Source organism: Acidimicrobiales bacterium (genome assembly GCA_035546775.1).
Lineage (GTDB): Bacteria > Actinomycetota > Acidimicrobiia > Acidimicrobiales > JACCXE01 > JACCXE01.
The window spans coordinates 54,190-76,193 of the sequence record DASZWD010000002.1 but is presented as its reverse complement, the minus strand read 5'-3'; the positions used below and the strand labels follow the sequence as shown (position 1 = coordinate 76,193).

26 protein-coding genes and 1 pseudogene are annotated in these 22,004 nt (G+C 69.6%); 14 read left to right on the top strand and 13 right to left on the bottom strand.

Going from position 1 to position 22,004, the window contains the following annotated elements; translation table 11 throughout:
• Positions 1 to 43 precede the first annotated feature (43 nt).
• Positions 44 to 964, top strand: a complete 921-nt coding sequence (locus VHC63_00770; protein ID HVV35105.1) for a hypothetical protein — start codon at positions 44 to 46, stop codon at positions 962 to 964.
• A 73-nt stretch (positions 965 to 1,037) separates the two neighbouring features.
• Here VHC63_00770 and VHC63_00765 read toward each other — a convergent pair whose 3' ends face one another.
• The 3 genes from VHC63_00765 to VHC63_00755 are packed head-to-tail and all read right to left on the bottom strand — an operon-like array spanning position 1,038 to position 5,330.
• Positions 1,038 to 3,824 (bottom strand): tetratricopeptide repeat protein, encoded by a 2,787-nt coding sequence (locus VHC63_00765; protein ID HVV35104.1) that lies wholly within the window; start codon positions 3,822 to 3,824, stop codon positions 1,038 to 1,040.
• The gene (locus VHC63_00760) at positions 3,814 to 4,587 is read right to left on the bottom strand and encodes an alpha/beta fold hydrolase (protein ID HVV35103.1); all 774 of its coding nucleotides are present in this window, start codon (positions 4,585 to 4,587) and stop codon (positions 3,814 to 3,816) included. Before VHC63_00760 ends, VHC63_00765 begins: the two co-directional genes overlap by 11 nt.
• Positions 4,584 to 5,330 (bottom strand): enoyl-CoA hydratase/isomerase family protein, encoded by a 747-nt coding sequence (locus VHC63_00755; GenBank protein ID HVV35102.1) that lies wholly within the window; start codon positions 5,328 to 5,330, stop codon positions 4,584 to 4,586. The genes VHC63_00760 and VHC63_00755 overlap by 4 nt, the downstream gene beginning before the upstream one ends.
• 10 nt (positions 5,331 to 5,340) lie before the next feature.
• On the opposite strand from VHC63_00755, the gene VHC63_00750 reads away from it, so the two are divergent.
• Positions 5,341 to 5,901, top strand: coding sequence for a TIGR00730 family Rossman fold protein (locus VHC63_00750; protein HVV35101.1), 561 nt, complete (start codon positions 5,341 to 5,343; stop codon positions 5,899 to 5,901).
• Here the strand turns inward: VHC63_00750 and VHC63_00745 are convergent.
• The 3 genes from VHC63_00745 to VHC63_00735 are packed head-to-tail and all read right to left on the bottom strand — an operon-like array spanning position 5,838 to position 8,990.
• Positions 5,838 to 7,316, bottom strand: coding sequence for a metallophosphoesterase (locus VHC63_00745; protein HVV35100.1), 1,479 nt, complete (start codon positions 7,314 to 7,316; stop codon positions 5,838 to 5,840). The genes VHC63_00750 and VHC63_00745 overlap by 64 nt on opposite strands.
• Positions 7,317 to 7,319: 3 nt before the next feature.
• Positions 7,320 to 8,165 (bottom strand): phytanoyl-CoA dioxygenase family protein, encoded by an 846-nt coding sequence (locus VHC63_00740; GenBank protein ID HVV35099.1) that lies wholly within the window; start codon positions 8,163 to 8,165, stop codon positions 7,320 to 7,322.
• 12 nt (positions 8,166 to 8,177) lie between these two features.
• Positions 8,178 to 8,990: a TIM barrel protein gene (locus tag VHC63_00735; GenBank protein ID HVV35098.1), complete on the bottom strand. Its 813-nt coding sequence runs from the start codon at positions 8,988 to 8,990 to the stop codon at positions 8,178 to 8,180.
• Here VHC63_00735 and VHC63_00730 point away from each other — a divergent pair.
• Positions 8,989 to 9,510 (top strand): DUF1697 domain-containing protein, encoded by a 522-nt coding sequence (locus tag VHC63_00730; protein ID HVV35097.1) that lies wholly within the window; start codon positions 8,989 to 8,991, stop codon positions 9,508 to 9,510. The two genes, VHC63_00735 and VHC63_00730, sit on opposite strands and share 2 nt — an antisense overlap.
• Here VHC63_00730 and VHC63_00725 read toward each other — a convergent pair.
• Together VHC63_00725 and VHC63_00720 are read right to left on the bottom strand one after the other, a co-directional pair.
• Positions 9,507 to 9,920, bottom strand: coding sequence for a PIN domain-containing protein (locus VHC63_00725; protein HVV35096.1), 414 nt, complete (start codon positions 9,918 to 9,920; stop codon positions 9,507 to 9,509). The two genes, VHC63_00730 and VHC63_00725, sit on opposite strands and share 4 nt — an antisense overlap.
• Positions 9,917 to 10,168 carry a hypothetical protein gene (locus tag VHC63_00720; protein HVV35095.1) on the bottom strand — a complete coding sequence of 84 codons (252 nt, stop codon included), beginning with the start codon at positions 10,166 to 10,168 and terminating at the stop codon, positions 9,917 to 9,919. The genes VHC63_00725 and VHC63_00720 overlap by 4 nt, the downstream gene beginning before the upstream one ends.
• Before the next feature lie 213 nt (positions 10,169 to 10,381).
• Between VHC63_00720 and rpsF the strand changes: the two genes are divergently transcribed.
• The 6 genes and pseudogenes from rpsF to VHC63_00690 all read left to right on the top strand — a co-directional run bounded on the left by rpsF (position 10,382) and on the right by VHC63_00690 (position 14,858).
• Positions 10,382 to 10,744 (top strand): 30S ribosomal protein S6, encoded by a 363-nt coding sequence (gene rpsF, locus VHC63_00715; protein ID HVV35094.1) that lies wholly within the window; start codon positions 10,382 to 10,384, stop codon positions 10,742 to 10,744.
• Positions 10,745 to 11,209 carry a single-stranded DNA-binding protein gene (gene ssb, locus VHC63_00710; GenBank protein ID HVV35093.1) on the top strand — a complete coding sequence of 155 codons (465 nt, stop codon included), beginning with the start codon at positions 10,745 to 10,747 and terminating at the stop codon, positions 11,207 to 11,209. It abuts the gene before it with no gap.
• Positions 11,209 to 11,466 (top strand): annotated as a pseudogene (gene rpsR, locus VHC63_00705) (30S ribosomal protein S18). Before ssb ends, rpsR begins: the two are co-directional and overlap by 1 nt.
• Before the next feature lie 185 nt (positions 11,467 to 11,651).
• Positions 11,652 to 12,098: a 50S ribosomal protein L9 gene (gene rplI / locus VHC63_00700; protein ID HVV35092.1), complete on the top strand. Its 447-nt coding sequence runs from the start codon at positions 11,652 to 11,654 to the stop codon at positions 12,096 to 12,098.
• A 193-nt stretch (positions 12,099 to 12,291) separates the two neighbouring features.
• Positions 12,292 to 14,664: a replicative DNA helicase gene (gene dnaB, locus VHC63_00695; GenBank protein HVV35091.1), complete on the top strand. Its 2,373-nt coding sequence runs from the start codon at positions 12,292 to 12,294 to the stop codon at positions 14,662 to 14,664.
• A complete protein-coding gene (locus VHC63_00690; GenBank protein HVV35090.1) occupies positions 14,661 to 14,858 on the top strand; it encodes a hypothetical protein in 198 nt (65 codons plus the stop codon). Before dnaB ends, VHC63_00690 begins: the two co-directional genes overlap by 4 nt.
• Here VHC63_00690 and VHC63_00685 read toward each other — a convergent pair.
• The gene (locus VHC63_00685; protein ID HVV35089.1) at positions 14,855 to 15,130 is read right to left on the bottom strand and encodes a hypothetical protein; all 276 of its coding nucleotides are present in this window, start codon (positions 15,128 to 15,130) and stop codon (positions 14,855 to 14,857) included. The two genes, VHC63_00690 and VHC63_00685, sit on opposite strands and share 4 nt — an antisense overlap.
• 3 nt (positions 15,131 to 15,133) lie before the next feature.
• On the opposite strand from VHC63_00685, the gene VHC63_00680 reads away from it, so the two are divergent.
• Together VHC63_00680 and VHC63_00675 are read left to right on the top strand one after the other, a co-directional pair.
• Positions 15,134 to 15,454, top strand: a complete 321-nt coding sequence (locus VHC63_00680; protein ID HVV35088.1) for a hypothetical protein — start codon at positions 15,134 to 15,136, stop codon at positions 15,452 to 15,454.
• Between the two features lie 162 nt (positions 15,455 to 15,616).
• Positions 15,617 to 16,432: a formate/nitrite transporter family protein gene (locus tag VHC63_00675; protein ID HVV35087.1), complete on the top strand. Its 816-nt coding sequence runs from the start codon at positions 15,617 to 15,619 to the stop codon at positions 16,430 to 16,432.
• Here VHC63_00675 and VHC63_00670 read toward each other — a convergent pair whose 3' ends face one another.
• Positions 16,433 to 17,170: a hypothetical protein gene (locus VHC63_00670; protein HVV35086.1), complete on the bottom strand. Its 738-nt coding sequence runs from the start codon at positions 17,168 to 17,170 to the stop codon at positions 16,433 to 16,435. It abuts the gene before it with no gap.
• 32 nt (positions 17,171 to 17,202) lie between these two features.
• On the opposite strand from VHC63_00670, the gene VHC63_00665 reads away from it, so the two are divergent.
• Complete coding sequence (locus VHC63_00665) at positions 17,203 to 17,364, top strand: hypothetical protein (GenBank protein ID HVV35085.1); 162 nt, start codon at positions 17,203 to 17,205, stop codon at positions 17,362 to 17,364.
• A gap of 32 nt (positions 17,365 to 17,396) precedes the next feature.
• The gene (locus tag VHC63_00660) at positions 17,397 to 18,485 is read left to right on the top strand and encodes a YihY/virulence factor BrkB family protein (protein ID HVV35084.1); all 1,089 of its coding nucleotides are present in this window, start codon (positions 17,397 to 17,399) and stop codon (positions 18,483 to 18,485) included.
• Here VHC63_00660 and VHC63_00655 read toward each other — a convergent pair.
• The 3 genes from VHC63_00655 to VHC63_00645 are packed head-to-tail and all read right to left on the bottom strand — an operon-like array spanning position 18,407 to position 21,252.
• Positions 18,407 to 20,044: a copper resistance protein CopC gene (locus VHC63_00655; protein ID HVV35083.1), complete on the bottom strand. Its 1,638-nt coding sequence runs from the start codon at positions 20,042 to 20,044 to the stop codon at positions 18,407 to 18,409. The genes VHC63_00660 and VHC63_00655 overlap by 79 nt on opposite strands.
• A complete protein-coding gene (locus tag VHC63_00650) occupies positions 20,041 to 20,685 on the bottom strand; it encodes a YcnI family protein (protein ID HVV35082.1) in 645 nt (214 codons plus the stop codon). Before VHC63_00650 ends, VHC63_00655 begins: the two co-directional genes overlap by 4 nt.
• Before the next feature lie 45 nt (positions 20,686 to 20,730).
• A complete protein-coding gene (locus VHC63_00645; protein ID HVV35081.1) occupies positions 20,731 to 21,252 on the bottom strand; it encodes a sigma-70 family RNA polymerase sigma factor in 522 nt (173 codons plus the stop codon).
• Between the two features lie 35 nt (positions 21,253 to 21,287).
• On the opposite strand from VHC63_00645, the gene VHC63_00640 reads away from it, so the two are divergent.
• On the top strand, positions 21,288 to 21,950 hold the full coding sequence (locus VHC63_00640) for a zf-HC2 domain-containing protein (GenBank protein HVV35080.1): 663 nt from the start codon (positions 21,288 to 21,290) through the stop codon (positions 21,948 to 21,950).
• The last annotated feature ends 54 nt before the right edge of the window (positions 21,951 to 22,004 follow it).

Here is a 22,004-nt window from a genome sequence, read left to right as displayed (position 1 = left end):
CGTTTCCCTTCCCTCTGCAGTTGGCTGACGGAAGGAGTCGGCGTTGTCGACCCTCGACGAACGTCTCGCCGCGGTCGCGGCCAAGCAACACAGTGTCATCACCCTCGCCGATGTGAAGGCCGCGGGCGGGAAACGCCATCACGCGGACACACGCGTCACGGCCGGTCGTTGGGTGAAGGTGCATCCCAACGTGTTCCGTCTCGCGGGTGCACCCTGGACCTACGAAGGAAAGGTGTTCGCTGCGGTCAAGGCCGCCGGGCCCGACGCGGTCGCTTCGCATCAATGTGCCGCGCGCCTGCACGGCGTCGGATTCCGCAAGGCACTGCCCGAGATCTCGGTACCTCGCGACGTACGGATCCGCCCTGCCGGCGCGATCGTGCACCGCTGCCGCGACCTGCGCACGTGCGAGACCGTCCTCGTCGACGGCATCCCGACGACGGACCCGGCCCGCACCATCCTCGACCTCGCCCGCCTGCTCGGTGCCACCTCGCTCCGAAAGGCCATCGAGGACGGGCGGCGGCTCGGGTTGTTCGACTGGCACGACTTGATCGTCTGCCTCGCGGCGCACGCTCGACAGGGACGAGTCGGTGTCACGCGTTTACGCACGGCGATCGCGGCCGGCGCCGTGAACGACGGCATTACCGACACCGACAGCGAACTCGTCGCCGTGGCGCTGATCCGCGAATACGACCTCCCAGAGCCGACGCTGCAGCATCCCGTCCGCGCTCGCGATGGCGAGCTCGTCGCCGAGATAGACATCGCCTACGTCGACAAGCGCGTCGCCTTCGAGATCGACGGGACGGTGCACCTCCAGCCCGAGGTCAAAGCGAAAGACGACGCTCGCGACCACCAGCTGCGGACGGTCTACGACTGGACGGTGCGCCGGATTTGGTACGAGATCCCGCTCTACAAACCCCGCGAGTTCATCCGCATCGTCCGTGACACGCTGCGCCTGCGGCCCTAACCACAGTTTTGGTCCGTCTCAGACAGAAAGACCCTGGCTGAGACGGACCAAAACCGGGGGGGTGGGAGTGGGCCTAACGCAGGAGGGCGGCGCGGGCGACGAAGTCTTCGTCGGTCAGGGCTTGGCCTTCGGCTTCCGCCGCTTCGGCGTCGGCGACGGCGGCGCGCAGGCGCGCGAGCGCCGCGTCGGTCACCGGGGCGTCGATGCCGGTGGTGCCGATGCCCCGGGCGACCGCGGCGGCGAGCACGACCAGTGCGCCGCGGGCGTGGGTGTCGGCGGCGGTGACGGCGAGGCCGTGCGCGGCGGCGTGTTGGAGCGGCACCACGCCCATCGCGCCGGTCATGTCGAAGGCGCGACCGAACGACGCACGCGCGTCGGTGCGGCGCCCGGCGCGGTCGTACACGTCGCCCAGGTTGACGAGGCAGAAGATGGTGCCGACGGCGTCGCCGAAGCGCTCGCGCAGCGCCAGGGATTCTTCGAGGAGCGCCACGCCGGTCTCGAGATCGCCCCGCAGCGCCGCGGCATGACCCGCCATCGCCAGCGCCGGGCCGAGCTGCGCCGGCGAGTGCGTGCGGCGGAGTCGGTCCACCGCGTCCTGGAGCAGCCTCCAGGCTTCGTCGAAGTCACCGAGCGTGAACGCCGCGTTGCCCAGCGCCAGCAGCGCGTTGGCGACGGAACGCTCGTCGTTGCCCTGCGTCGCCAGTTCGAGGCAACGCTCGAGCGCCTCGCGGGCGCTGTCGACCTTGCCGAACATCATGCGCGTGGCGCCGACGGCGTGGAGCGCGGACACGCGGGGCGGCACCGCGTGCTCTTCGAGAATCGGCAACGCGTGCTCGGCCATGCGGCTGGCGCGGAACGGGTCGACGCGCAGCAAGTCGTTGGCGAGGTCCGCCTCGATGACGGCGACTTGCAGGTCGGGCATCTCGGCGAAGCGTTCCTCCAACGCCGCCAGCAATTCGAGGCCGGCCGTCGCGTCACCGGCCGCGAACGCAGCGCGGATGCGATACGCCAGCAAACCGCCCGCCGCGATCGGGATGGCACCTTCGATTTCGGCGATCGATGCGGCGCGTTGCCCCAGCACGGCCCAGGCGCCGTGCGACGTGACCGTCGGTGCGATCTCCAACAGGATGATCGCCGTGCCCGGGTGGCGCACGCGCTCGCCGGCGTCGAGGGCGGCGAAGAACAGCGGCAGGCGTGGGCCGTAGTCGGTCGACGGGCTGCCGTCGTTGTGACGTACCACGCGCTCGGCCATCGCCACGTCGACGGCCCAGTCCACGAGGTTGCGGTCGACGCGCTCGCGTTCGCCCGACGCCTCCAACTCGACCGCGGCGACTTCGCGGAACGTCTCCAGCATGCGGAAGCCGACGTGGCCGTTGTCGTCGTGGCTGACGCGTAGCAGGCCGCGGTCGACGAGCACCTGCAACAGATCGGCGACGTCGCCGCGCTCGACTCCGTCGAGTCCCTCGCCCGTCACAACCGTGGCGATGGCGTCGGCGTCGGCGTGTGCCGCCACCCACGGCAGGCGGCGGAACAGACGCTGCGCCGACGGGCCCAGCAGGCCGTAGCTCCAGCGGATGGCGTCGCCCACCGGATCAGCGCCCGTCGTCGCGGCGTCGAGTTCGGCGACCACGCCGGCCAGGCCGAGTTCGGGCACGCGCGCCGCGGCCAGCTCGATGGCGAGCGGCAACCCGTCGAGCTTGCGGCACAGCGCGGCCGCGGCGACGCCGTCGGCGACGCTGAGGCCTTGTTCGGACACGCCAAGACGATCGAGCAACAACGCCACGGCGTCGGCCGCGCTGTCGATCTCGTCGTCGTCGGGCAGGCCGAGGCCTTCGAGCAGGACGACGCGTTCGTTCGGCGCGGTGAGCGGCCGGCGGCTCGTCACCAGAATGCGGCCCTGGGGACACGCGGCGCGCAACTCCTCCACGACGCGCGCCACACCGGCGGCGACGCGTTCGGCTTCGTCGAGCACGATCAGCCCGGCGCGTCCGGCGGCGACGTCGGACAGCGCCGCCAGCCCGTCGCGGCCGGGCCCGGAGTGCCCGCCGAGGGCGTCGACGACGGCCGCCGCCACCATCCCGTCTTCGCGCAAGGCGCCGAGTTCGACGAACGTCGAGCCGTCGGGCATGACGTCGGCCAGCTCGACGGCGATCTCGGCCGCGAGGCGCGATTTGCCGAAACCGCCGGGCGCCACGATCGTCACGAGCGGTTCGTCGGCGAGCAGCTTCTCGAGCCGGCGACGTTCCTCGCGTCGCCCGACGAAGCGTGTGGGCTGCGGGCGCACGTTGTGGCGCTCGACGCGCATGGCGCGCAGGGCCGGGTGGTCGGTGTCGAGCCCCCCGCCTTCGACCTGGGCGAGCGACTCGGGCTCGTCGAGGTGGCGCAGGCGGAACGCACCGAGGCTGCGCAGCGACAGCGCGTCGGGCAGCACGCCGTCGAGCGCCGCGGCGGTCGCACTCGACACGAGCACCTGACCGCCGTGGCCGGCGCCGGCGACGCGCGCGGCGCGGTGCACGGCGAGGTCGACGTAGTCGCCCGCGATCGCTTCGGCCTCGCCGGTGTGCAGGCCGATGCGCACCCGAACCTTCGCCCCGTGCGGCCACGGCTCGGCGGCCAAGTCGGACTGGATCGCGACCGCGGCGGCGAGGGCCGACTCGGGCCGCGTGAACACCGCAAAGAACGAGTCGCCCTCGGTCTTGACTTCATGGCCGTCGTGGGTCGCCAGCGCCGAGCGCACGATGGCGTGGTGACGCGCCAGCAGCGGGCGGTAGTCGTCGCCGAGTTCGCGGAACAACCGCGTCGAACCTTCGATGTCGGTGAACATGAAGGTCAGTTCGCCGCTGGGCAGTTCAGCGGTCAACGGCAACCGTCCCGATGAAGTCGAGCACCAGCGCGGCGACGCGTTCGGGAACTTCTTCGGGGATCCAGTGGCTCACGCCGTCGAGCACCTCGTAACGGTAGGGCGCGGCGACGTAGTCGCCGGTGCGGTCGGCGGCGGCGCGGCCGAGGGCGATGTCGTCGGTGCCGTACACGTACAGCGTCGGCACCCGCACCACGCCGACCGCCGACGGCGGTGAGAACGGCAGGGCGCGGTACCAGTTCAACGCCCCGCGCGCCGCGCCAGGCTGGCGCAGCAACGCCAGGTACTCGTCGACGAACTCGTCGGGCATGCCGGAGCGCAGCAGCTGGCGGCGGAAGAACGGCCCCCGCACCGCGAGCTCGGGGAGGATCGGCAACTGGAACGCCAGCATGTACCAGCTCTTGAGAAGTTGCCCGCGCAGCAACGACGCGACCATCGCCTTGGGGTGCGGCGTCGCCAGCGACGTCAGCGTGCGCACCCTCTCGGCATGGTTCGCCGCGAGATACCAGGCGACGGCGCCGCCCCAGTCGTGGCCGACGACGTGGAAGCGCTCCACGCCTTCGGCATCGGCCAGCGCCAGGACGTCGCTGGCCAGCTTGTCGAGCGTGTAGTCGCGCCGGCGCGTGGGACGGGCGTCGGCCGCGTAGCCGCGCTGATCCGGCGCCAGCACGCGGTAGCCGGCGCCGGTAAGCAACGGGGTGACGTGGCGCCACGACGCGCTCGACTCGGGGAAGCCGTGCAGCAGGATGATCGTGTCGGTCATCGCTGCCTCTTCACCGGCCGCGCCATGCGCTCGGCCATGTCGTCGGGCACGCCGAAGGGCAGCGCCTGCTCGTGCTTGAGCGCGTCGCGCCGCGCCATCGAGCTCTGCGCCTGCAGCAGCTGCTTGTCGATGCGGTTGGTGCCCGGCGAGTTCGCCGCGATCTCCCGCGCCAGGCCGTCGACGAACGCGTCGAGGCCGTCGTCGCCGACGGCGTGGTCGACGAGTCCGATCTGGCGCGCCACCGCGCCGGAGATCCGCCGCGAGGTGAACATCAACTCCTTCGCCCGCGAGCGCCCGATGCGCTCGGGCAACCGCACCGACATGCCCCACACCGGCACGAGGCCCCACTGGCCGTGCGTGTCGCCGAGCTGCGCCGACTCGGCGGCGACGAGCAGGTCGCAGCCGAGAGCGAGTTCGAGACCGCCGGTGAAACAGTGGCCCTTGATCTTGGCGATCGTGGGCGTGGGCAACTCCTCGAGCTGGATGACGGTGTCGGACTCGTAATGACGCGACGGGGCGCGCTCGTGCTCGGCGATGGCGGTGAGGTCGTGGCCCGCGCAGAACGAGCGGCCCGCACCGGTCAACACGACGCAGCGGACGCTCTCGTCGCCGGCGATGGCCTCGAGGTGCTCGCGCAACGCCATGAACACCGACGGCGTGAGGGCGTTGAGCTTGTCGGGGCGGTTGAGCGTCAGCGTGGTGACGCCGTCAACGTCGGAGCGGAGCACGAGATCGTCGGCCATGCTTCTGAGCATGTCCGCTCAGGCCGTTGCCGTCTACTGCGCTTCGAGTACGGGCTCGGACCCGCGCCACGCGGCGGTCGCCGCCGCGCTCGGGCGCGCCCTCGCCGACCACGCCATCGAACTGGTCTACGGCGGCGGCCACGTCGGGCTCATGGGCGTCGTGGCCGACGCCGCGCTCGCCGCCGGCGGGCGGGTGACGGGCGTGATCACCGAGTCGCTCATGTACGCCGAAGTCGGCCACGCCGGGCTGAGCGAACTGCTCACGGTGCCGACGATGCACGAACGCAAGGCGCTGATGAGCGCCCGCGCCGACGCGTTCGTGATGCTGCCGGGCGGCTACGGCACGCTCGACGAGTTCTTCGAAGCCGTCACGTGGAGCCAACTCGGCATCCACGACAAGCCCTGCATCATTCTCGACCCCACCGGCTACTACGCCCCGCTGATGGCCTTCGTGGACAACGCCATCGCCGAAGGCTTCGTGAAGGAGCGCAATCGCGCCCTGATCACCTACAGCCGCAGCGTGGACGACGTAGTGACGCTGTTGCGGTCGCGCAAGTTGCCGAACGTGTAGCTCGGCGCGGCGCCGAGGTATTCGGGCCGGCTGCGTTCCGACCATTCCTGCGCCGCGGGATCGCGGAACTTGTAGAAGTTGAGCGCAAACCCGTGCTCGTGGACGCGCAGCAGGTGGAAGCCGCCGGGATACTCCTTGACCGCCGCCACCTCCTGGAACAGCACGTGGGGCGCGGCGGGTGAAGAGGCGAGCTTGTTGCGGTGCGTGTGGCCGGCGTGGTGGAGGAACACGCCCGGCGCGTGGCGGTACAGCGCCGTGAGCCGCTTCGCCTGGTCCGCGGGCAGGCCGTAGAGCAGCGGGGGCACGGCGTTGGTGGTGGCGTCGAGCACGACGGGATGGTGCCCGAACACGATCGTGGGTCGCTCGGGATCACTGCGCAATTCGCGGGTCAGCCACGCGAACTGTTCCTCGCCGATCGAGCCATGGAAGCTGCCGTTGCCGATGGTGTCGTAGGTGTCGATGCCGATGACGCGCAACTCGCCGATGCGACGCGAGAAGTACGTCGGCGCGCCGCCGTCGAACTCGTCGCGGAAGCAGTCGTGGCGGTGCGGATGTCCCGGCACCACCGAGCACCCCGCCACCTCGGTGGTGTCATGCGCCCGGTCGTGGTTGCCGCGGGCGACGAAGTAGTCCTGCTCGTAGACGCCGAAGCCGTCGAGCAACTCCTTGGCGCGATGCAGATCGGTGGGCGACGCCTCACTCGACACGTCACCGGCAGCGAGGAGGTATTGCGCGCCGCGCTGGCGCGTCTCGCGGGCCAACGCCGTCGCCATGATCTCGGGGTACGGCGCCTTGCCCGGCAGCTGCGAAATCCCAGGGGGCAAACCCTGCCCGGCCACGGTCTTGACCAAACCCGCGACCGTTTCGCCGAGATGCAGGTCGTTGCACAACGCGATCGTGGTGAGGAGCTTGCCGTGCAAGGCGGCGGAGGTGCGGAAGGTCAGCGCCCCCGGCTCGGCGCTCAGACCGCTGGTGCCGATCGGCGAGCCGTGAAAGCTGTTGGCCGGCAGCGCCGGCACACCGTTGGAGCGGGCGACGACGGTGTAGCGCGTCTGCTCGTCGAGACCCGTGAGCTCGACGTAGTGATACGGCGTCTGGCGGGCGTCGTGGTACACGGTGCGTTCCACGCCGGTGCGCACATCGCGGATCGCCACCTCGGTGTCGGCCGGCATCGGCGCCAGGCGACCGAAGGCGTCGACGCGCGTGGGGTCGCCGGTGAACCACGTGAGCACGACCGAGGACTCAGTCGTGGTGACGATCTCGAGGTTGACGGGCAGCGCCGGGTTGTTCTTGACGGCGTTGGTCAACCCGTAGGCGCGCCCGACGTCTCCGAGCCCGGCCACGATCGGCGTGGCGGCCACGACCGCCGACCAGCGCAGGAACTGGCGACGGCTGAAGTTGCAGCAGGGACGCACGGGTCAGACGGGCTGGCCGTTGCGCAGCACGGCGTACTGCCGGTCGGGCTCGTCGCACGACTCAGCGCCGGTCGGCGCGGCGCCACTCCACCACTCGCCCGTCACCCGCGTCATGCCGGCGGGTCCGTACTGCACGATGTAGGCCTTGCGCGGGGCGTCGGTCACGTTCGGGCCCGTCTGGTGCGGTGTGAGCGACGAGAACACGACGGCGCCCCCGGCAGGGACTTCGGCGGGCACCGCGCCCTCCGGATCGTCAATGCACTGCCAGCCGATCGGGTCGACCCAGCGGTGCAGCAGGGTGCCGTTCACGTGCGCGCCGGGCAGCACCCACGGGCAGCCGTTGTCGACGGTGGCGCCGTTGAGTGACACCCAGATCGTCAGATAGTTCTGCGGCCGCGTGAACGTGTAGCCCGTGTCCTGGTGCCACGGGAACGGGCGGGGCTTTTCCGGCTTCTTGTAGACGGCCTGATCCCAGTACAGGTTGACGTCAGGCCCGAGGAGGTCGTTGCACAGCGCCAGCATCGTCGGGTGTTGCGTGGCGCGGCGCGCCGCCTCGCTGCGCAGCACGCACCACGTGGTGAACGTGATGGCACCGGCCTCGGCGATGTTGACCCGGCCGTTGTCCTGTTTCGCCAGCCAGCGCTCGGTTTGCGCTTCCAGGTCGTCGAGTTCGGCGGTGAGCTGCGCCAGTTCGTCGCCGGCGAAGATGTTCTCGACCACCGTGTAGCCGTCGCGCTCGAACTGGGCGCGTTGGTCGTCGGTCAGCACCGACGCCGCCGGCCGCGGCGGCAGCGCGAAGTCAGAACCGTCGTTCCACGGATGAATCGTCGCCCCAGCTGGAATCCCCACGCCGAAACGGTATTACGCCCAGCGGGCGCGCAGCCGGTCGGCCATCCACTGGCACACGTCGTCGAGGTCGGCAGTGTCGGGGGGTGCGTAGGGCGCGGCGCCGAACTCGGGCACGACCGTGGCCAGGTTGCCCGCTTCGTGGATTTCGTCCCACCACTGCTCGAACGCAGCTAGGGGTGTTCGAGCGACATCCGTTCGAGGATCGGCGACCTGCGGCGCCTCCGGTGTGCCGACGCGGGCGTCGATGTGCAGCACGCGGGGGGCGAAGCGCGTCAACAGTTCGCCTTCGGTTTCGAGATACCGCTCGCACACGACGATCCAGTGGCTGTAGTCGGCGGCGAGCCACGCCTCCGGGAACCGATCGAGCACCCGCGCCGTCACCCACGGCGTGTTGAGAATGCAGCCGCGGTGCGTCTCGTGCGCGATCCGCAGTCCGGACTCGGCCTCGATCTGCGCCGTGGCCGTGAAGTACTCGTCGATCTGCGCGTCGTCGAACCAGTCGGCGCCCGACTGCGCGATCACGAAGGGCGATCCGAACGCCGGCGCCAGTTCGACGACGCGGCGGACCCAGCTGACGTGTTCGGCGACGGTCGCCCCGAACGTGTGGGCGCGAGCCAGCAACCGCAGCCCGTGCTCGTCAAGGACCGCCTTCGCTTCGTCGACCTGCTTGCGCCACAGGAACGGGTTCGTCTCGACTCCGGTGTAGCCCCGCCGTCGGGTTTCCGCGCACACCGCGGGCAGGTCGCTGATGCCGCCGTCGATCGCCATTGGCCCCCACAGCGACCGGAAGAACTCGACGGTCACGCTCGCAATACTTGCAGCCATGCACGCCATCGCCTTCCTCCGGGGCATCAACCTCGGCGGCCACACGGTCAAGAAGGACCAGCTGATCAAGATCTTCGAGTCCGTCGGCTGCGAGGACGTGACGACGTTCATCGCGTCGGGCAACGTCGTGTTCGACGCCAAGTCCAAGCCGCCGGAATCGGCCGCCGAGGACGCGTTCGAACAGGCGATGGGCTACGCGGCGCCCACGTTCATCCGCACGACGGCCCAGCTGAAGAAGATCGTCGACCGCCGGCCCTTCGACGGGCGCGGCCCCGAGACCGGCGGCACGCTCCACATCGGCTTCCTCAAGCAAAAGGCGGCGGCGTCGCTGCTCAAGGCGCTCGAGACCGACAACGACGAACTGCACGTCGACGGCACCACCGTGTACTGGCACACGCACACGCCCCGCATGTCGGACTCGACGATCAACCCGGCCAAGATCGAGAAAGCGCTCGGTCAGCAATCGACGTTCCGGTCGATCAAGACCATCAACAACATCCTCGAGAAGTGGCCGACCTAGTCGCGCAACGGATTCAGGATCTGGACGCCGCCGATGCGGCGCCCGTGTTGCAGGTCTTCCGAATACAGGACCGTGGCGCCGCCCCGACGCGCCGCCTCGACGATCATCGCGTCCCAAAACGAGAGCTTGTGTTGTTCTTCGAGCCGCGACGCCGCGACGACCAAAGTCGCATCGACCTGCACGACTGGCCACGCCGCGTACGAGGCGACGATGGAACGGGCCTCCGCCCGCGACATCGGTGGCGTGAGCTTGCGCGTCGCGACCGCGTAAAACTCGGTGAGTACCTGTGTGCTGACAATGCCGGTTCGGGTCCGCCATAACCCACGCAAGATGAGAGCGGCCCGTTCCTGGCGAACAGAGTCGGCAGCGTCGTGCGCGTAAACCAGGACATTGCTGTCCACGAAGGTCACTCGCGGTTCAGGACCGCGCGGTCATAGATCGCGTCGCGCGTCCAGCGACGACCGCCACGGGGCCTCGCGTTCGACAGCGCCGCTTCCGCACGCTGCCGCGCGGCTTCATACCGCTCGTCGTCGGCGACGAGACGCTGCAGTTCGGCCGCCAACAGGGCGCTCAGCGACGTGCCGCGGCGCGCCGCCAGAACCTTTGCCTCACGGATGGTCTCGCCGTCCAACTGGATGGTGACGTTCTGCTTTGTCATACGTGGAATCCTGTGGAGCACAGTCTAGCACGTGGTCGTCGGCCGGCACCCTGGCTCCGCCGAAGGCGTCACACCCCCTCGCCATACTTGGGCTTAGGAGATGGCGGCTTGCGTCGACTACCATCGCTCGGTCCCATTCGGACCAACTGAATACGAACCACCTGCCCCAGCGTGGGGCTCCGGGCAACCGGATCCAGAGGAGGAGCACCGCCTATGCGGTCTTATGAAGTAGTTGTCATTTTCGACGCCACCCTCGAGGAGGAGGCCATCCGGCCGGTCCTCGACCGTGCGATGGCGCCGATCACGAAGGACGGCGGCAAGGTCACCACCGACCGGTGGGGCAAGCGCCGCTTCGCCTACGAGCTCAAGCACCGCTGGGAGGGCAATTACGTCCTGCTGGCGTTCGAGGCGGAGCCGAGCACGATCGCCGAGATCGACCGTGTCCTTTTCCTCGCCGACGAAGTGCTGCGTCACAAGGTGATTCGTATCCCCGAGAAGGTCGCGGGCAAGGCCCGTTCGACCCGTCCGGTGGAAGCGGCTCCCGAACCGGCGCCGGCGACCACAGGAGCAGAGTAAATGGCTGACAACACGATCACCCTCGTAGGCAACGTCACGCGCGATCCCGAGCTGCGTTTCCTTCCGAACGGCACGGCGAATGCCACCTTCGGCATCGCCGTCAACCGCCGCTGGCAGAACCGCCAGACCAACGAGTGGGAAGAGAAGGTCTCCTTCTTCAACGTCGTCTGCTGGCGTGAGATGGCCGAGAACGCGGCGGCGTCGCTCGGCAAGGGCACGCGCATCCTCGTCACGGGCCGCCTCGAGCAGCGCAGCTACGAGACCCAGGACGGCGAGAAGCGCAGCGTCGTCGAAGTGATCGCCGACGAGATCGGTCCCAGCCTGCGCTGGGCCGAGGCCCAGGTCACCCGCAACGAGCGCCGCGGCGCCGACGGTGGCGGCGGTGGCGAATTTGGCGGTGGCGGCGGGCGAGCGGTCCCGAACGAGGACTTCGCCCCCGCGTACAACGATGAGGAGCCGTTCTAATGGCGCGTGAACAGCGCGACCGCGACCGCAAGCGCAATCCGAAGGATGCCGGTCGCCGCATCAAGAAGAAGGTGTGCCAGTTCTGCAAGGACGGCACCACCTGGATCGACTACAAGGACGTGCACGTCCTGCGGAAGTTCATGTCGGACCGCGGCAAGATCCGCACCCGGCGCGTGAGCGGCAACTGCGTGCAGCACCAGCGCGACGTCGCGCTCGCCATCAAGACGAGCCGCGAGCTGGCGCTGCTGCCTTACGCACAGCGCACGCTGTCCGAGCGCGCCAGCGGGCGCGGCGGTGCCGGCGGCCGCGGCGGCCCGCGTGGGCCGCGGCGTGACGACATCGACGAGGAGACGACGTTCGGCGAGGAAGAGACCGACGTGCTCGACTCGCTGCTCGAAGACGCCGAATCCGCCGGTGATGCCGACGAGGCGGAGGGCGACGAATGAAAGTCGTCCTGCGCTCCGATATCGACAATGTCGGCAAGCGCGGTGACCTCGTCGAGGTTGCCGACGGCTTTGCTCGCAACCTGCTGATCCCGTCGGGCCAGGCCATCGCGGCCACCGCCGGTATCCAGCAGCAGGCCGACGCCATGCGGCGCCGGCGCGACCTGGCCGACGCCAAGGACCGCGAGGCCGCCGAAGTCGTCGCCCGCACGCTCGTGCCCGCCGTCATCCAGATCAAGGCCAAGGCCGGCGCCGAAGGCAAACTCTTCGGCTCCGTCACCCCTGCCGACATCGTCGAAGCCATCAAGGCGCAGACGGGCATCGAGCTCGACCGGCGCAAGCTCGGCCAGCACGAGCCGATCAAGAACCTCGGCACGCACGAGATCCCGGTGCAGCTCCACAGCGACGTGAAGTTCCAGATCACCCTGGAAGTCGCCTCCAGCTAACGAGTCACACCAGCGATTTCAGAGGACCCGGTGCTGCGGCGCCGGGTCCTCTTCGTTGTTACACCCTGTCCGTACATTTGTTCGGCATGGACCTGTGGACGACCGCCGAGTTTCGACACGCCTTTCCACAGGGAAATCCCCGTGTTGTTGTTCTCGTTCCCCACAGGCCCGGTGGGTGAGGATCACCACCCCCATGGTGCAATCCCTCGACGACGCACGCCGTACGCGCAACACGGGGCCGCGCGTGCCCCCGCACGACCTGAGTGCGGAAGCGTCGCTGCTCGGCGCCATGTTGCTCTCACCGATCGCCATCGGGGCGGCCACCGAGGTGCGCCTCACCGCAGCTGACTTCTACAAACCGGCGCACGGTCACATCTACGAGGCGATCGAGGCGCTGTATCACCGCGGCGACCCCGCCGACCCCGTCACCGTCGCCGACGAGCTGCGCCGCGAAGGCCTGCTCGAGGCCATCGGGGGTCCGAACACGCTGGCCGACCTCGCCACCAACACACCGGCGATCTCCAACGCGGCGCGGTACGCCCGCATCGTCGAGGAGTTCTCGCAGCTGCGTCGCCTCATCGGGGTCGCCGCGGAGATCGCGGATCTCGGCTACTCGCTGCCTGAAGACGTGGCGACCGTCGTCGACCGCGCCGAGACGCTGGTGTTCGAGGTCAAGCAGCGCCGCCTGTCCGAAGACATGATGCCGGTGAGCGAACTGCTCACCGACGCCCTCGACAAGCTCGAAGCGCTCTACGACCGCGGCGAGGCCGTCACCGGCGTGCCGACGGGCTTCGATCATCTCGACCACCTGCTCGCCGGCCTGCAGCCGAACAACCTCGTCGTCGTCGGCGCCAGGCCCGCTATGGGTAAGGCCCAGCCGGTCGATACGCCGGTCCTCACACCGAGCGGATGGCGCGCGATCGGCGACATCCGCCCCGGCGATCACGTTGTCGGTGCGGACGGGCGGGCGACCACCGTGCTGGCAATTCACCCGCAGGGCGTCATTCCCGTGTACCGAGTCTCGCTCGACGACGGGACGTCGACTCGGGCGTGCGCCGATCACCGCTGGCACGTGCAGTCCCACATCGACCGCCGCGCCGGTCGCAGCGGCCGCGTTGTGACAACGAAGGAAATTCTCGAGGGCTTGAACGCCGGCCGGACGCGCGACTTCCACATCCCGGTCGTGGCCCCCGTGACGCACGCCCACGCCGAGTTGCCCATTCCGCCGTACGTCCTTGGCCTTCTCCTCGGCGACGGCGGTTTCACACATTGCACGCCGGTGATCACAACGACCGACCCCGAGGTGATCTCGTCAATCGAGACGGCGCTGCCCTATCTGAGGCCGAGCAGCAACGACGGCGTGTCGTACCGCCTCGGGCTCGGGCGACATGGCGGCGCGGTCAATCCGCTGACGGCGGCGTTGCGCGAACTTGGGCTGTGGGGCCACAAGTCCGAGTCGAAGTTCATTCCGACGCCCTACCTTTATGCCAGCGTCGAACAGCGGCTCGCGCTCCTGCAGGGATTGATGGATTCCGACGGGTGGTGCGAGAAGTTCAACAGCTTGCAGTACGCCTCGGCGAGCCCTGCGCTCGCAAACGACCTCTGCATGCTCGTCAGAAGTCTTGGCGGCACGGCGCGTCTTCGCGTTCGCCACACACCTCACCTCGATAGCTACACCGTCACGCTTCGGTTGCCGCGTGAAATGTGCCCGTTCCGGCTTGAGCGGAAGTCGCGTCGATGGAACGGCGATGGCAAATGGGCGCGGCCAGACCGCCGGATCGTTGGCGTGACGGAGGACGGCGAAGCCGACAGCGTCTGCCTGACGGTCGCGGCGGACGACGGCCTCTACGTCACTGAACACCACATCGTGACGCATAACACCAGCTTCGCCCTCGGCATCCTCGCCCACGCGGCGATGGAGGCGGGCGTGCCCACGCTGCTGTTCTCGCTCGAAATGGGCCGCGACGAGATCACGCAGCGACTGCTGTGCATGGAAGCCCGCGTCGACGCCGGCAAGCTGCGCACCGGCAACTTCGACGACCGCGACTGGCAGAAGATCACCGCCGCGGTCGGCCGCCTCGCCGAAGCGCCGATCTACATCGACGACAACCCCAACGTCACGGTGATGGACATCCGGGCCAAGGCGCGCCGCCTCAAAGCCCGCGACGGTCTCGGCCTCATCATCATCGACTACATGCAGCTCATGACGGGCCGCGCCCGCGCCGAGTCCCGCCAGGTCGAAGTCGCCGAGATGAGCCGCGGCCTCAAGATCCTCGCCCGCGAACTCGGCATCCCGGTGATGGCGCTGTCGCAGCTGTCCCGCAACCTCGAACAGCGCCAGGACAAGCGGCCGATGCTGTCGGACCTTCGCGAATCCGGCTCACTAGAACAAGATGCGGACGTCGTGATGTTCCTCTACCGCGACGACGTGTACCACCAGGACTCGGCCGACAAGGGCATGGCCGAGGTGCTCGTGGCCAAGCACCGCTCGGGGCCGACGGGCATGACGCAGCTGGCGTTTCTGCCCCAGTTCACCCGATTCGCCGACATGCCGAGGAACCCGTGACCCGCCGTCGGCCAGCGGCGAGCGCGCACGACGGCTTGTGGACCGCGGGTCTCGGTCGGCGCACAAAAAGCGGTTCCGCGGAACCGCTGTGTCTCGACTGCCACGACGAACCGATCGAGATACCCCCGGCGCCCGAGCTCACGCTGCTGTGGCGCCGCGGCAAGCGCTTCCGCCGCCACCGCACATACCGCTAGGAGCACGTGTGCGACGCCGCGGGCGCCGGTGTGCGTTCGGCGCGTTGCTTGATGCCACGCATCATCTGGCGCGCCATCACGAAGTCGGCGGGGATGAGCAGCCCGCGATACAGCTGGCGCAACCACCACGGCCCGGTGCGCACGCGCGAGCGGAAGTGGAAGCGGGTGCGGCCGTCGCCGAGGTCGCGCAGGACGAAGGCCCACGTGAAGTTGACCCAGGCGCCGTAACGCTGCGCCCAGCCCGGCGGGAGGTGCTCACGCGAGTGCAGCACGAGATGTCGGTTCGGTTCGACCAACGCGACGACGAAGGCGCAGTGCGCTTCCGGTGGGCCGTCGAGCAGACGGTCGCCGACAGCCAGGTGCTGCCATTCCGGCGGACCTCCTCGGCGCTCGGCCCGTTATCAGGAAAGAACAGCTGGTCGACCCAGCGCGCTGTGTACCACTGCCCGCGACCCCAACCCATCTGCGCGAGCCACGGCCACACCGACGCAGGCGGCGCGTCGATGGTGATGGCGTGGTCGGTGACGGCGTGGGGATGCCGGCAGATCTCATCGCCCGGCAGTGGCGTGGCGCGCTCGTCCGGCGTCGAGCCGTAGGTACGTCCAAGTCGGTACAACCAGCCGTACCACTCGGCGGCGATCAGCACGGCGACGAGGCGGCGCGAGCGGCGCATACGGCTAGGCAACGCCGATCACCCGTCGCGCAACAGGGGCGAACGGCCCTGATTGGAAACCGCGGCGGTCGGGTAGTCGGGGGCGATGGACGAACTCGCCGTCGAAGAGCCCGCCGGTGTTCCCGGTGTGGCGTTGCAACGCTCGATCGAAGAGGGCCGCAACCGCCTGCGCCGCACGTGGCCGTCGCTGTTCGCCACCGGCGCGGTCGGTGGCATCGACGTGTTCGTCGGCTTGATCGCGCTGCTCCTGATCGAGTCGCAGACCCACAGCACGCTGCTGGGTGGCTTCGGCCTCGGTGTCGGCTTCATCGCGCTCGTCCTGGCCGGCAGCGAACTGTTCACCGAGAACTTCTTCGTTCCCGTCGCCGTCGTGGTGGCGCGGCGGGCGAGCGTGCTCAGCCTCCTGCGCCTCTGGGTGGGCACCCTGCTGGCCAACCTGGCGGCCGGGTGGGTCATGGCGGCGCTCGTGATGGCCGCGCTGCCCGGGGTGCGGTCGACGGCATTGCATCTCGGCGCGCACGCCAACCACCTCGGCGTCGGCTGGGCGGCGTTCGCCAGCGCGCTGCTGGCGGGCACGGTGATGACGCTCATGACGTGGATGGAGCGCGGCACCGAGTCTGTGCCCGCGAAGCTGATCGCCGCGATGTCGGCCGCGTTCGTGCTCGGCGCCGGACCGTTGCAGCACTCCGTCGTGACGTCGCTCGAAATGTTCTCGGCGCTGATCGTCGGCGCGCCCTTCGGCTACCTCGACTGGGTGCGTACGGCCTCGTGGGCGGCGCTGGGCAATCTCATCGGTGGACTGGGGTTCGTCACGATCCTGCGGCTCGTGCAACTGGGCGCCCGCGGCATCGAAGAGGTCCGCGAGGCCACCGACGCGTCGGATCCGGAGGTGGACACCTAGTCAGGCGTCGAGACGGCGCAACTCCGCCGCGGCTTCGTCGCGCGCGACACGCGCCCGGTCGCGCACCGCCTCCGCCTCCTCGACCGCACGGCGCGCCTGATCGAGGCGTTGCTCGGCGCGCCGCAGACTGTGCGTCGCCTTCTCGAGCGCGGCCTCGAGCTTCTCGACCTGGGCACGCGCCGCGTCGATCGCCGCGTCGATCGCCGCGTCGTCGCGCGCCGGCGCCTCCCTGGGCGCGTCTTCGATCGCCGGACGCGTGAGCACCGGATCGGGCATGTCCTGGAGCCCGAAGCCCGACGGCGACAGCGTGGTCATGAGCCGTCCCGCCTTGAGAACGGCCGCCCACTCGTCGCTGGTGCTCGCAGCTTCGAAGGTGCCGGCGGCGTCGTCGCGGTACTGCTCGCCCGCGTCCTTGGCCACCTCCGCGGCGAGCGACCGGATCTGGCTGCGCCACGCGTCGGTCGCGGTGCGCAAGCCGCCGGCGTCACGACCCTGCACCGCCGCGGCCTGCGCGTCGTGCACGGCGCGCGCCGCAGTGATCAGCGCGTCGACCGCGTCGGGATGGCGCCGCGCCACCTGGTTGACGGCCCACGCCGCCGTGCTCGGCTTGCGCAACGCCTTGACGGCCGCCGCCGTGTCCTTGTCGCCCGCCTGCTTGAGCTCGCGCGCCAACGCGTCGCGGCGCTTCACGAACTCGTCGAGCGCGCCGACGAACAGCGCGTCGACCGGGTCCGTCATGGCAGGCACCGTACCCAGCTACCGTCGCCGGCGTGAGCACGACGGACCAGCCGACGACCACTGACGAGCGCGTCTGTGCAACCTCGCCGCACGCCATCTTCGCCGAGTGCCCGCACTGCGGCGGCGACATGCGCGCCGAGCACGCGCACTACCGCTGCGCCAGCTGCGGCTGGCGCGACTCCTGCTGCGATTGAGCCGCACCCCGTTCGGGGGGTAACCCGTATGCGTGCGAGCCGCGAGAGACAAAGCAAAGGTCGAAGCAAAGACGCGGCGCGAGTCGGGCGTCGAGCGCATCCTGGCGCCCGTCGTCAGCGCCGCGTTGCTCCTGACCGCGCTGATCCAGACCCAGCGTGAGCAGCAGCACGCCGACACGTCGCCGACGCCACCGCCTCCACAACCGAAACAACCGACCGGCATCAAGGCCAAGCTGGCGCGTCTGCCCGTGCTCCGCACGCTCATGCCGATCCAGGACCGCTACGGCGAGGTGAACGGCAACAACCTCGCCGCCACCGTGGCGTTCCAGACGTTCCTCTCGCTGTTCCCGCTGCTGCTGGTGATCGTTTCGGTCGTCGGGTTCTTCGCGTCGAAGGACGCCACCGTCGGCACGCGCATCGTGGGCAACCTCGGCCTCCAGGGCGACGGGGCGCGCATCGTGAACGAGGCGATCACCACCGCGGCGAAGAACCCTGCGGCGACGGGTCCCATCGGCCTCGTCGGCCTGCTGTGGTCGGGACTCGGGCTGGTCGACTCCCTGCAGTTCGCCATGGACCAGGTGTGGCGGGTCGACGAGCGCGGCATGAAGGGCAAGCTCTTCGGCCTCCTGTGGCTCGTCGGCGCCGCGGTGCTCTTCATCGGCGCCGCCGCCGTCACGACCGTCCTGAATTGGCTGCCGGGATTCGTCACACCGTTCGGCATCGCCGTCGGCGTGTCGGTGAACCTGGCGCTGTGGTTGTGGAGCTTCAAGGTGCTGCCCAACCGCAAGCTGCCGTGGCGGGCGCTGGTGCCGGGCGCCATCGTCGGCGCGCTCGGCATGGAGATCCTCAAGTTCGTCGGCGCCTTCTATCTCCCACGCACCATCGCCAGCTCGTCGGCCCTCTACGGCTCGATCGGCGTGGTCTTCGCCGTGCTGGCGTGGTTGCTGGTTTTCTCGCGCCTCGTGATCTACGCGACGGTCATCAACCTCGTGCGGTGGGAGAAGCGGGCGGCGGCGCCGAGCGCCAGAACGCGGCGGCGTAGCTACCGGAACGTCACGGTGCCGTCGAGCACTTCCTCGTCGATGTCGGAGGTGCGCGCCGTCACCTCGATCGTCCACTGACCGCTGAAGGGCACGGTGAAGTTGAGCGACTGGAAGTGGCCCGGCCCCGCGTTCTGCAACGGGACGTCGATCGGCGCGATGCCGCGACCCGGCAAGGAAAGGCTCAGCTTCATCTCGATGACGTTCTCGGGCACGCCCGTCTTCGTCAACGCGTACAGGTGGATCTGGTTGGGACCGGCGCGGCCGGGCGAGGCCGTGTAGTCGAGCAACATCGCCTTGCCGGTCAGTTCGCCTGACTGCGGGCGAGCCGCCAGCGTCTTGGCCGGCGCGGAGTTGACGAGGATCGACGTCACCGCCAGCACCCCGACGGCGATCAGCGCCTCGAGTCCGACCGTTTTCCGCAGCATGCGTGCACTGGCGGGCGACCACCGTTTGTGCACGAAGTTGCGGCTGGCCACCGCGATGCACAGCACGGCGGCGACGAGCAGCGTCTTGATCACGACCAACTTCCCGTAGTCAGTCGACTTCAACGCGTCGAGCGTGCCGATCTGCCGGTAGGCCTGGAACACACCCGTCGCCACGATGGCGGCCACGGCGTACACCGCGTTGCGCGAGAAGCCGCGCACGATGGCGGTCGACTCGTCGAAGTCGACGCGAGGCAACACCGCGGCGAGGAGCACGACCAACCCCCCGATCCACGCGGCGGCGGCACATACGTGGACGACGTCGGCGACCAGCGCGTACGGCTCGTCCGAGCCGATGTAGGCGTGCCCGGCCAACCCCGGCGTCGCCGCGATGCCGACCCCGACGACCAGCGCCGCGGCTTTCCACCACGCTGGTTGCACCGCCCGCCGCAGCAGGACGACCAGCAGCCCGGCGGCGAGGACAAGCAGCGCGAGGCGCAACTCGTAGATGTGACCAAAGCGCGTCTTGAGCACGTCGCCGACCACGGCGCGCGACAGCGAACCGCCGAGGCTCAAGCCGGCGCCGTAGCCGCCCTGCAACACGAGGTTCACGACGGTGGCGAGCGCCAAGACGATCAGCGCGACGACGGCGGTGCGCCGTACCGACCGCTGCTGTGCCCCCGCCGGCCACACCGTGGCCACGAACGCCAGCGCACCGAGGAACACGAGCATCGAGGCGAACGCGATGAAGCGGCCGATGCCGTAGGTGACGCCCACGACGAGACTGCCGCCGCTGGCGCCCAGCAGGCCGGCGACCTCCGTCGCTTTCGCCGGCGCGGCGTTGCCGACGGTGAAGGTGAACGCACCCTGCACCGGATGGCTGTCAGCCGAAATCACCCGCCAGGTCACGACGTAGCCGCCGTCCTTCAGCTTGGGCAGCGCAATCGCGACCTGTGAGCCGACGCCGTTCGGGTGCGAGATGGTGCCGTGGTCGACGCGTTTGCCGGTCGAGTCGAACACCCGAATGCCGCCGAGCGACACCTCGACGCGTTCGTTGAAGCTGAGCACGACCTGCTTCGGCGACGTCTCGACGCGCGCGCCGTTCGACGGGGTCGAATTGTTCAGCGTGGCGTGCGCGAATGCGGGCGTCGCCAGCCCGACGAGCAGGACGAACGCGCCGAGCGACGCGACGACCAGCCGCCGGGCGCGGATCAACCGCGGCGGCCGGAGACCGCGATGCCGGTGGCGACCGCGGAGATGATCACCGCCACGAGGCCAAGCCCGAGTGCGATATCCGCCCGCTTCTTGTTGGCGTTCGACTTCGTCGACGACGCCGGCGTCGTCGTCAGCTTCAGCGTCGGAGCCGGATGCTCGGGCTCGGCACCGCTGGAGGTCGGCACGTCGATCCAGCGCACGACGTCGCCGTTGGCGTAGGTCTGGACCGCCTTGAACACGAGCGACGACGTGTCATCGGGCAGGGCGCCCGCCTCGATGGTGAACTCGGCGAACTGACCGGCGCCGATGGAGCCGCCGTCCCACGTGACCTTCGACACGACGTCGGTGATGTCCCCGTCGTCGGTGTGGATCGCCTTAGCCAGCTTCGTCGTCTCGGTGGTGACGGTCCATCCCGGCGCCGCCTCCACGGCCACACCGGCGATGGGGTGATCGGTCGGCAGGAACAACTCGACCTTACTGGTGGTCGAGTTGTCCTCCTCGTTCGGCACGCGGAACCGCAGCGTGACGTCCGACGCGCCCGACGCGGCGCTCGACGGATCAACCGTGACGTGGGCGAGCGCCGGCGTGGCACCGAGCACCACGAGTCCCAACGCGACGAGACACAAAAGAGATTTCCGCATATCCGTTAGTCGTACGTGGCCCGCTGTCAGTTCCCGAAAATCTGCTCAGACCGCGTCGGCGCGGCGCACCGCGGCCGACAGGTCGGCTCGCGCCCGAGCGACGCGAGAGCGCACCGTCCCGACCGGGCAGTCGAGCGCGACCGCCGCTTCCTCGTAGGAGAGACCGACCAGCTGTGTCATGACAAACGCATCCCGGCGCTGCGGTTCCAGCGCGGCGAGCAGGTCGTCGACGAACTCGGACGGGGCCGCCGCCGGCTCGATCGCGAGGACCCGCAGCCGCTCGAGCACGCGGCGTTGGCGTTGCCGGCGCCGCACGTCGTCGGCGCACACGTTGCGGGCGATTGCCAGCAGCCACGGCAGCACCGGCGCGTCGGCGCGGTAGCCCGCTGCGGCCCGCAACGCCCGCACGTACACCTCTTGGACCAGGTCTTCTTCTTCACCGGGCGAGCCGAGCGCAGCACACAGCCGCCACACCGCCGGCTGCGTCGCGCGGACGAGTTCGGCAACGGCGCGGTCGTCACCCTCGACGGCGGCGTCGAGCAGCGGTCGCAGGGCCTCGTCGTGCACGGGAACTATTCTGCCCCGACCGACGACCAAAAGACGTGTCGTGCGACCCGTGGATCGAAGCGATCTCGGCCCTGGCCGACGGGGAGGACCCCGCCATCGCCCCGCAGCTGGTGCGCCGGCACGTCGCCACCTGCGCCGATTGCCGGGCGTTCGAGCACGACCTGCATGCGACGCGCGCCACGCTGCGTATCCAGGAGGCCGCACCGCAGCCCGACCTGTCGAGCGCGGTCGTCAAGGCCAACGCCGTCGCCGACCGCGCCAGCCGCTGGTTCGTCATACGGGTAATGCTCGGCCTTGTCGCGTGCCAGATCATCGCGTTGTCGATCCCGGCGCTGTTGCTCGGCGACCAGACCGGAGCGTCGCCCCACGGCGCTCGGCACCTCGGCGCCTTCAGCGTCGCCTACGCCGTGGGGCTGCTCGCAGTGGTGGCCCGCCCGGCGCGAGCGCGCACCATGCTGCCGGTGGCGCAGGTGTTGTGTGGCGCCATCGTCATCTCGACGCTCATCGACGTGCTGGACGGGTCAGTAGGCCTACGGCCCGAGATCACGCATATTCCCGAACTGGTCAGCCTGGTGCTCGTGTGGATGCTCGCCGTGCCGCCCCGCAGGGAGCGCGTCACTGGGCGCGGCCTAACGCTGGCGCGGCGGACGGCGGGCGTACGCGACAAAGAGCAGCACTACGACCAGCGCGCCAACTAGCACCGCGGCGATGCCGATGTGGTTGCTGCCGTGGTCGGCGTGGTGCGCCAGCGC

Bases quoted from the DNA above. Each gene is read 5' to 3' on its own strand.
- VHC63_00760 (HVV35103.1), bottom strand. From the start codon at position 4,587: ATGACCGACACGATCATCCTGCTGCACGGCTTCCCCGAGTCGAGCGCG.
- VHC63_00755 (HVV35102.1), bottom strand. From the start codon at position 5,330: ATGGCCGACGATCTCGTGCTCCGCTCCGACGTTGACGGCGTCACCACG.
- VHC63_00750 (HVV35101.1), top strand. From the start codon at position 5,341: ATGTCCGCTCAGGCCGTTGCCGTCTACTGCGCTTCGAGTACGGGCTCG.
- VHC63_00730 (HVV35097.1), top strand. From the start codon at position 8,989: ATGCACGCCATCGCCTTCCTCCGGGGCATCAACCTCGGCGGCCACACG.
- VHC63_00735 (HVV35098.1), bottom strand. From the start codon at position 8,990: ATGGCTGCAAGTATTGCGAGCGTGACCGTCGAGTTCTTCCGGTCGCTG.
- VHC63_00720 (HVV35095.1), bottom strand. From the start codon at position 10,168: ATGACAAAGCAGAACGTCACCATCCAGTTGGACGGCGAGACCATCCGT.
- rpsF (HVV35094.1), top strand. From the start codon at position 10,382: ATGCGGTCTTATGAAGTAGTTGTCATTTTCGACGCCACCCTCGAGGAG.
- ssb (HVV35093.1), top strand. From the start codon at position 10,745: ATGGCTGACAACACGATCACCCTCGTAGGCAACGTCACGCGCGATCCC.
- rplI (HVV35092.1), top strand. From the start codon at position 11,652: ATGAAAGTCGTCCTGCGCTCCGATATCGACAATGTCGGCAAGCGCGGT.
- dnaB (HVV35091.1), top strand. From the start codon at position 12,292: ATGGTGCAATCCCTCGACGACGCACGCCGTACGCGCAACACGGGGCCG.
- VHC63_00680 (HVV35088.1), top strand. From the start codon at position 15,134: ATGTCGGTTCGGTTCGACCAACGCGACGACGAAGGCGCAGTGCGCTTC.
- VHC63_00675 (HVV35087.1), top strand. From the start codon at position 15,617: ATGGACGAACTCGCCGTCGAAGAGCCCGCCGGTGTTCCCGGTGTGGCG.
- VHC63_00670 (HVV35086.1), bottom strand. From the start codon at position 17,170: ATGACGGACCCGGTCGACGCGCTGTTCGTCGGCGCGCTCGACGAGTTC.
- VHC63_00650 (HVV35082.1), bottom strand. From the start codon at position 20,685: ATGCGGAAATCTCTTTTGTGTCTCGTCGCGTTGGGACTCGTGGTGCTC.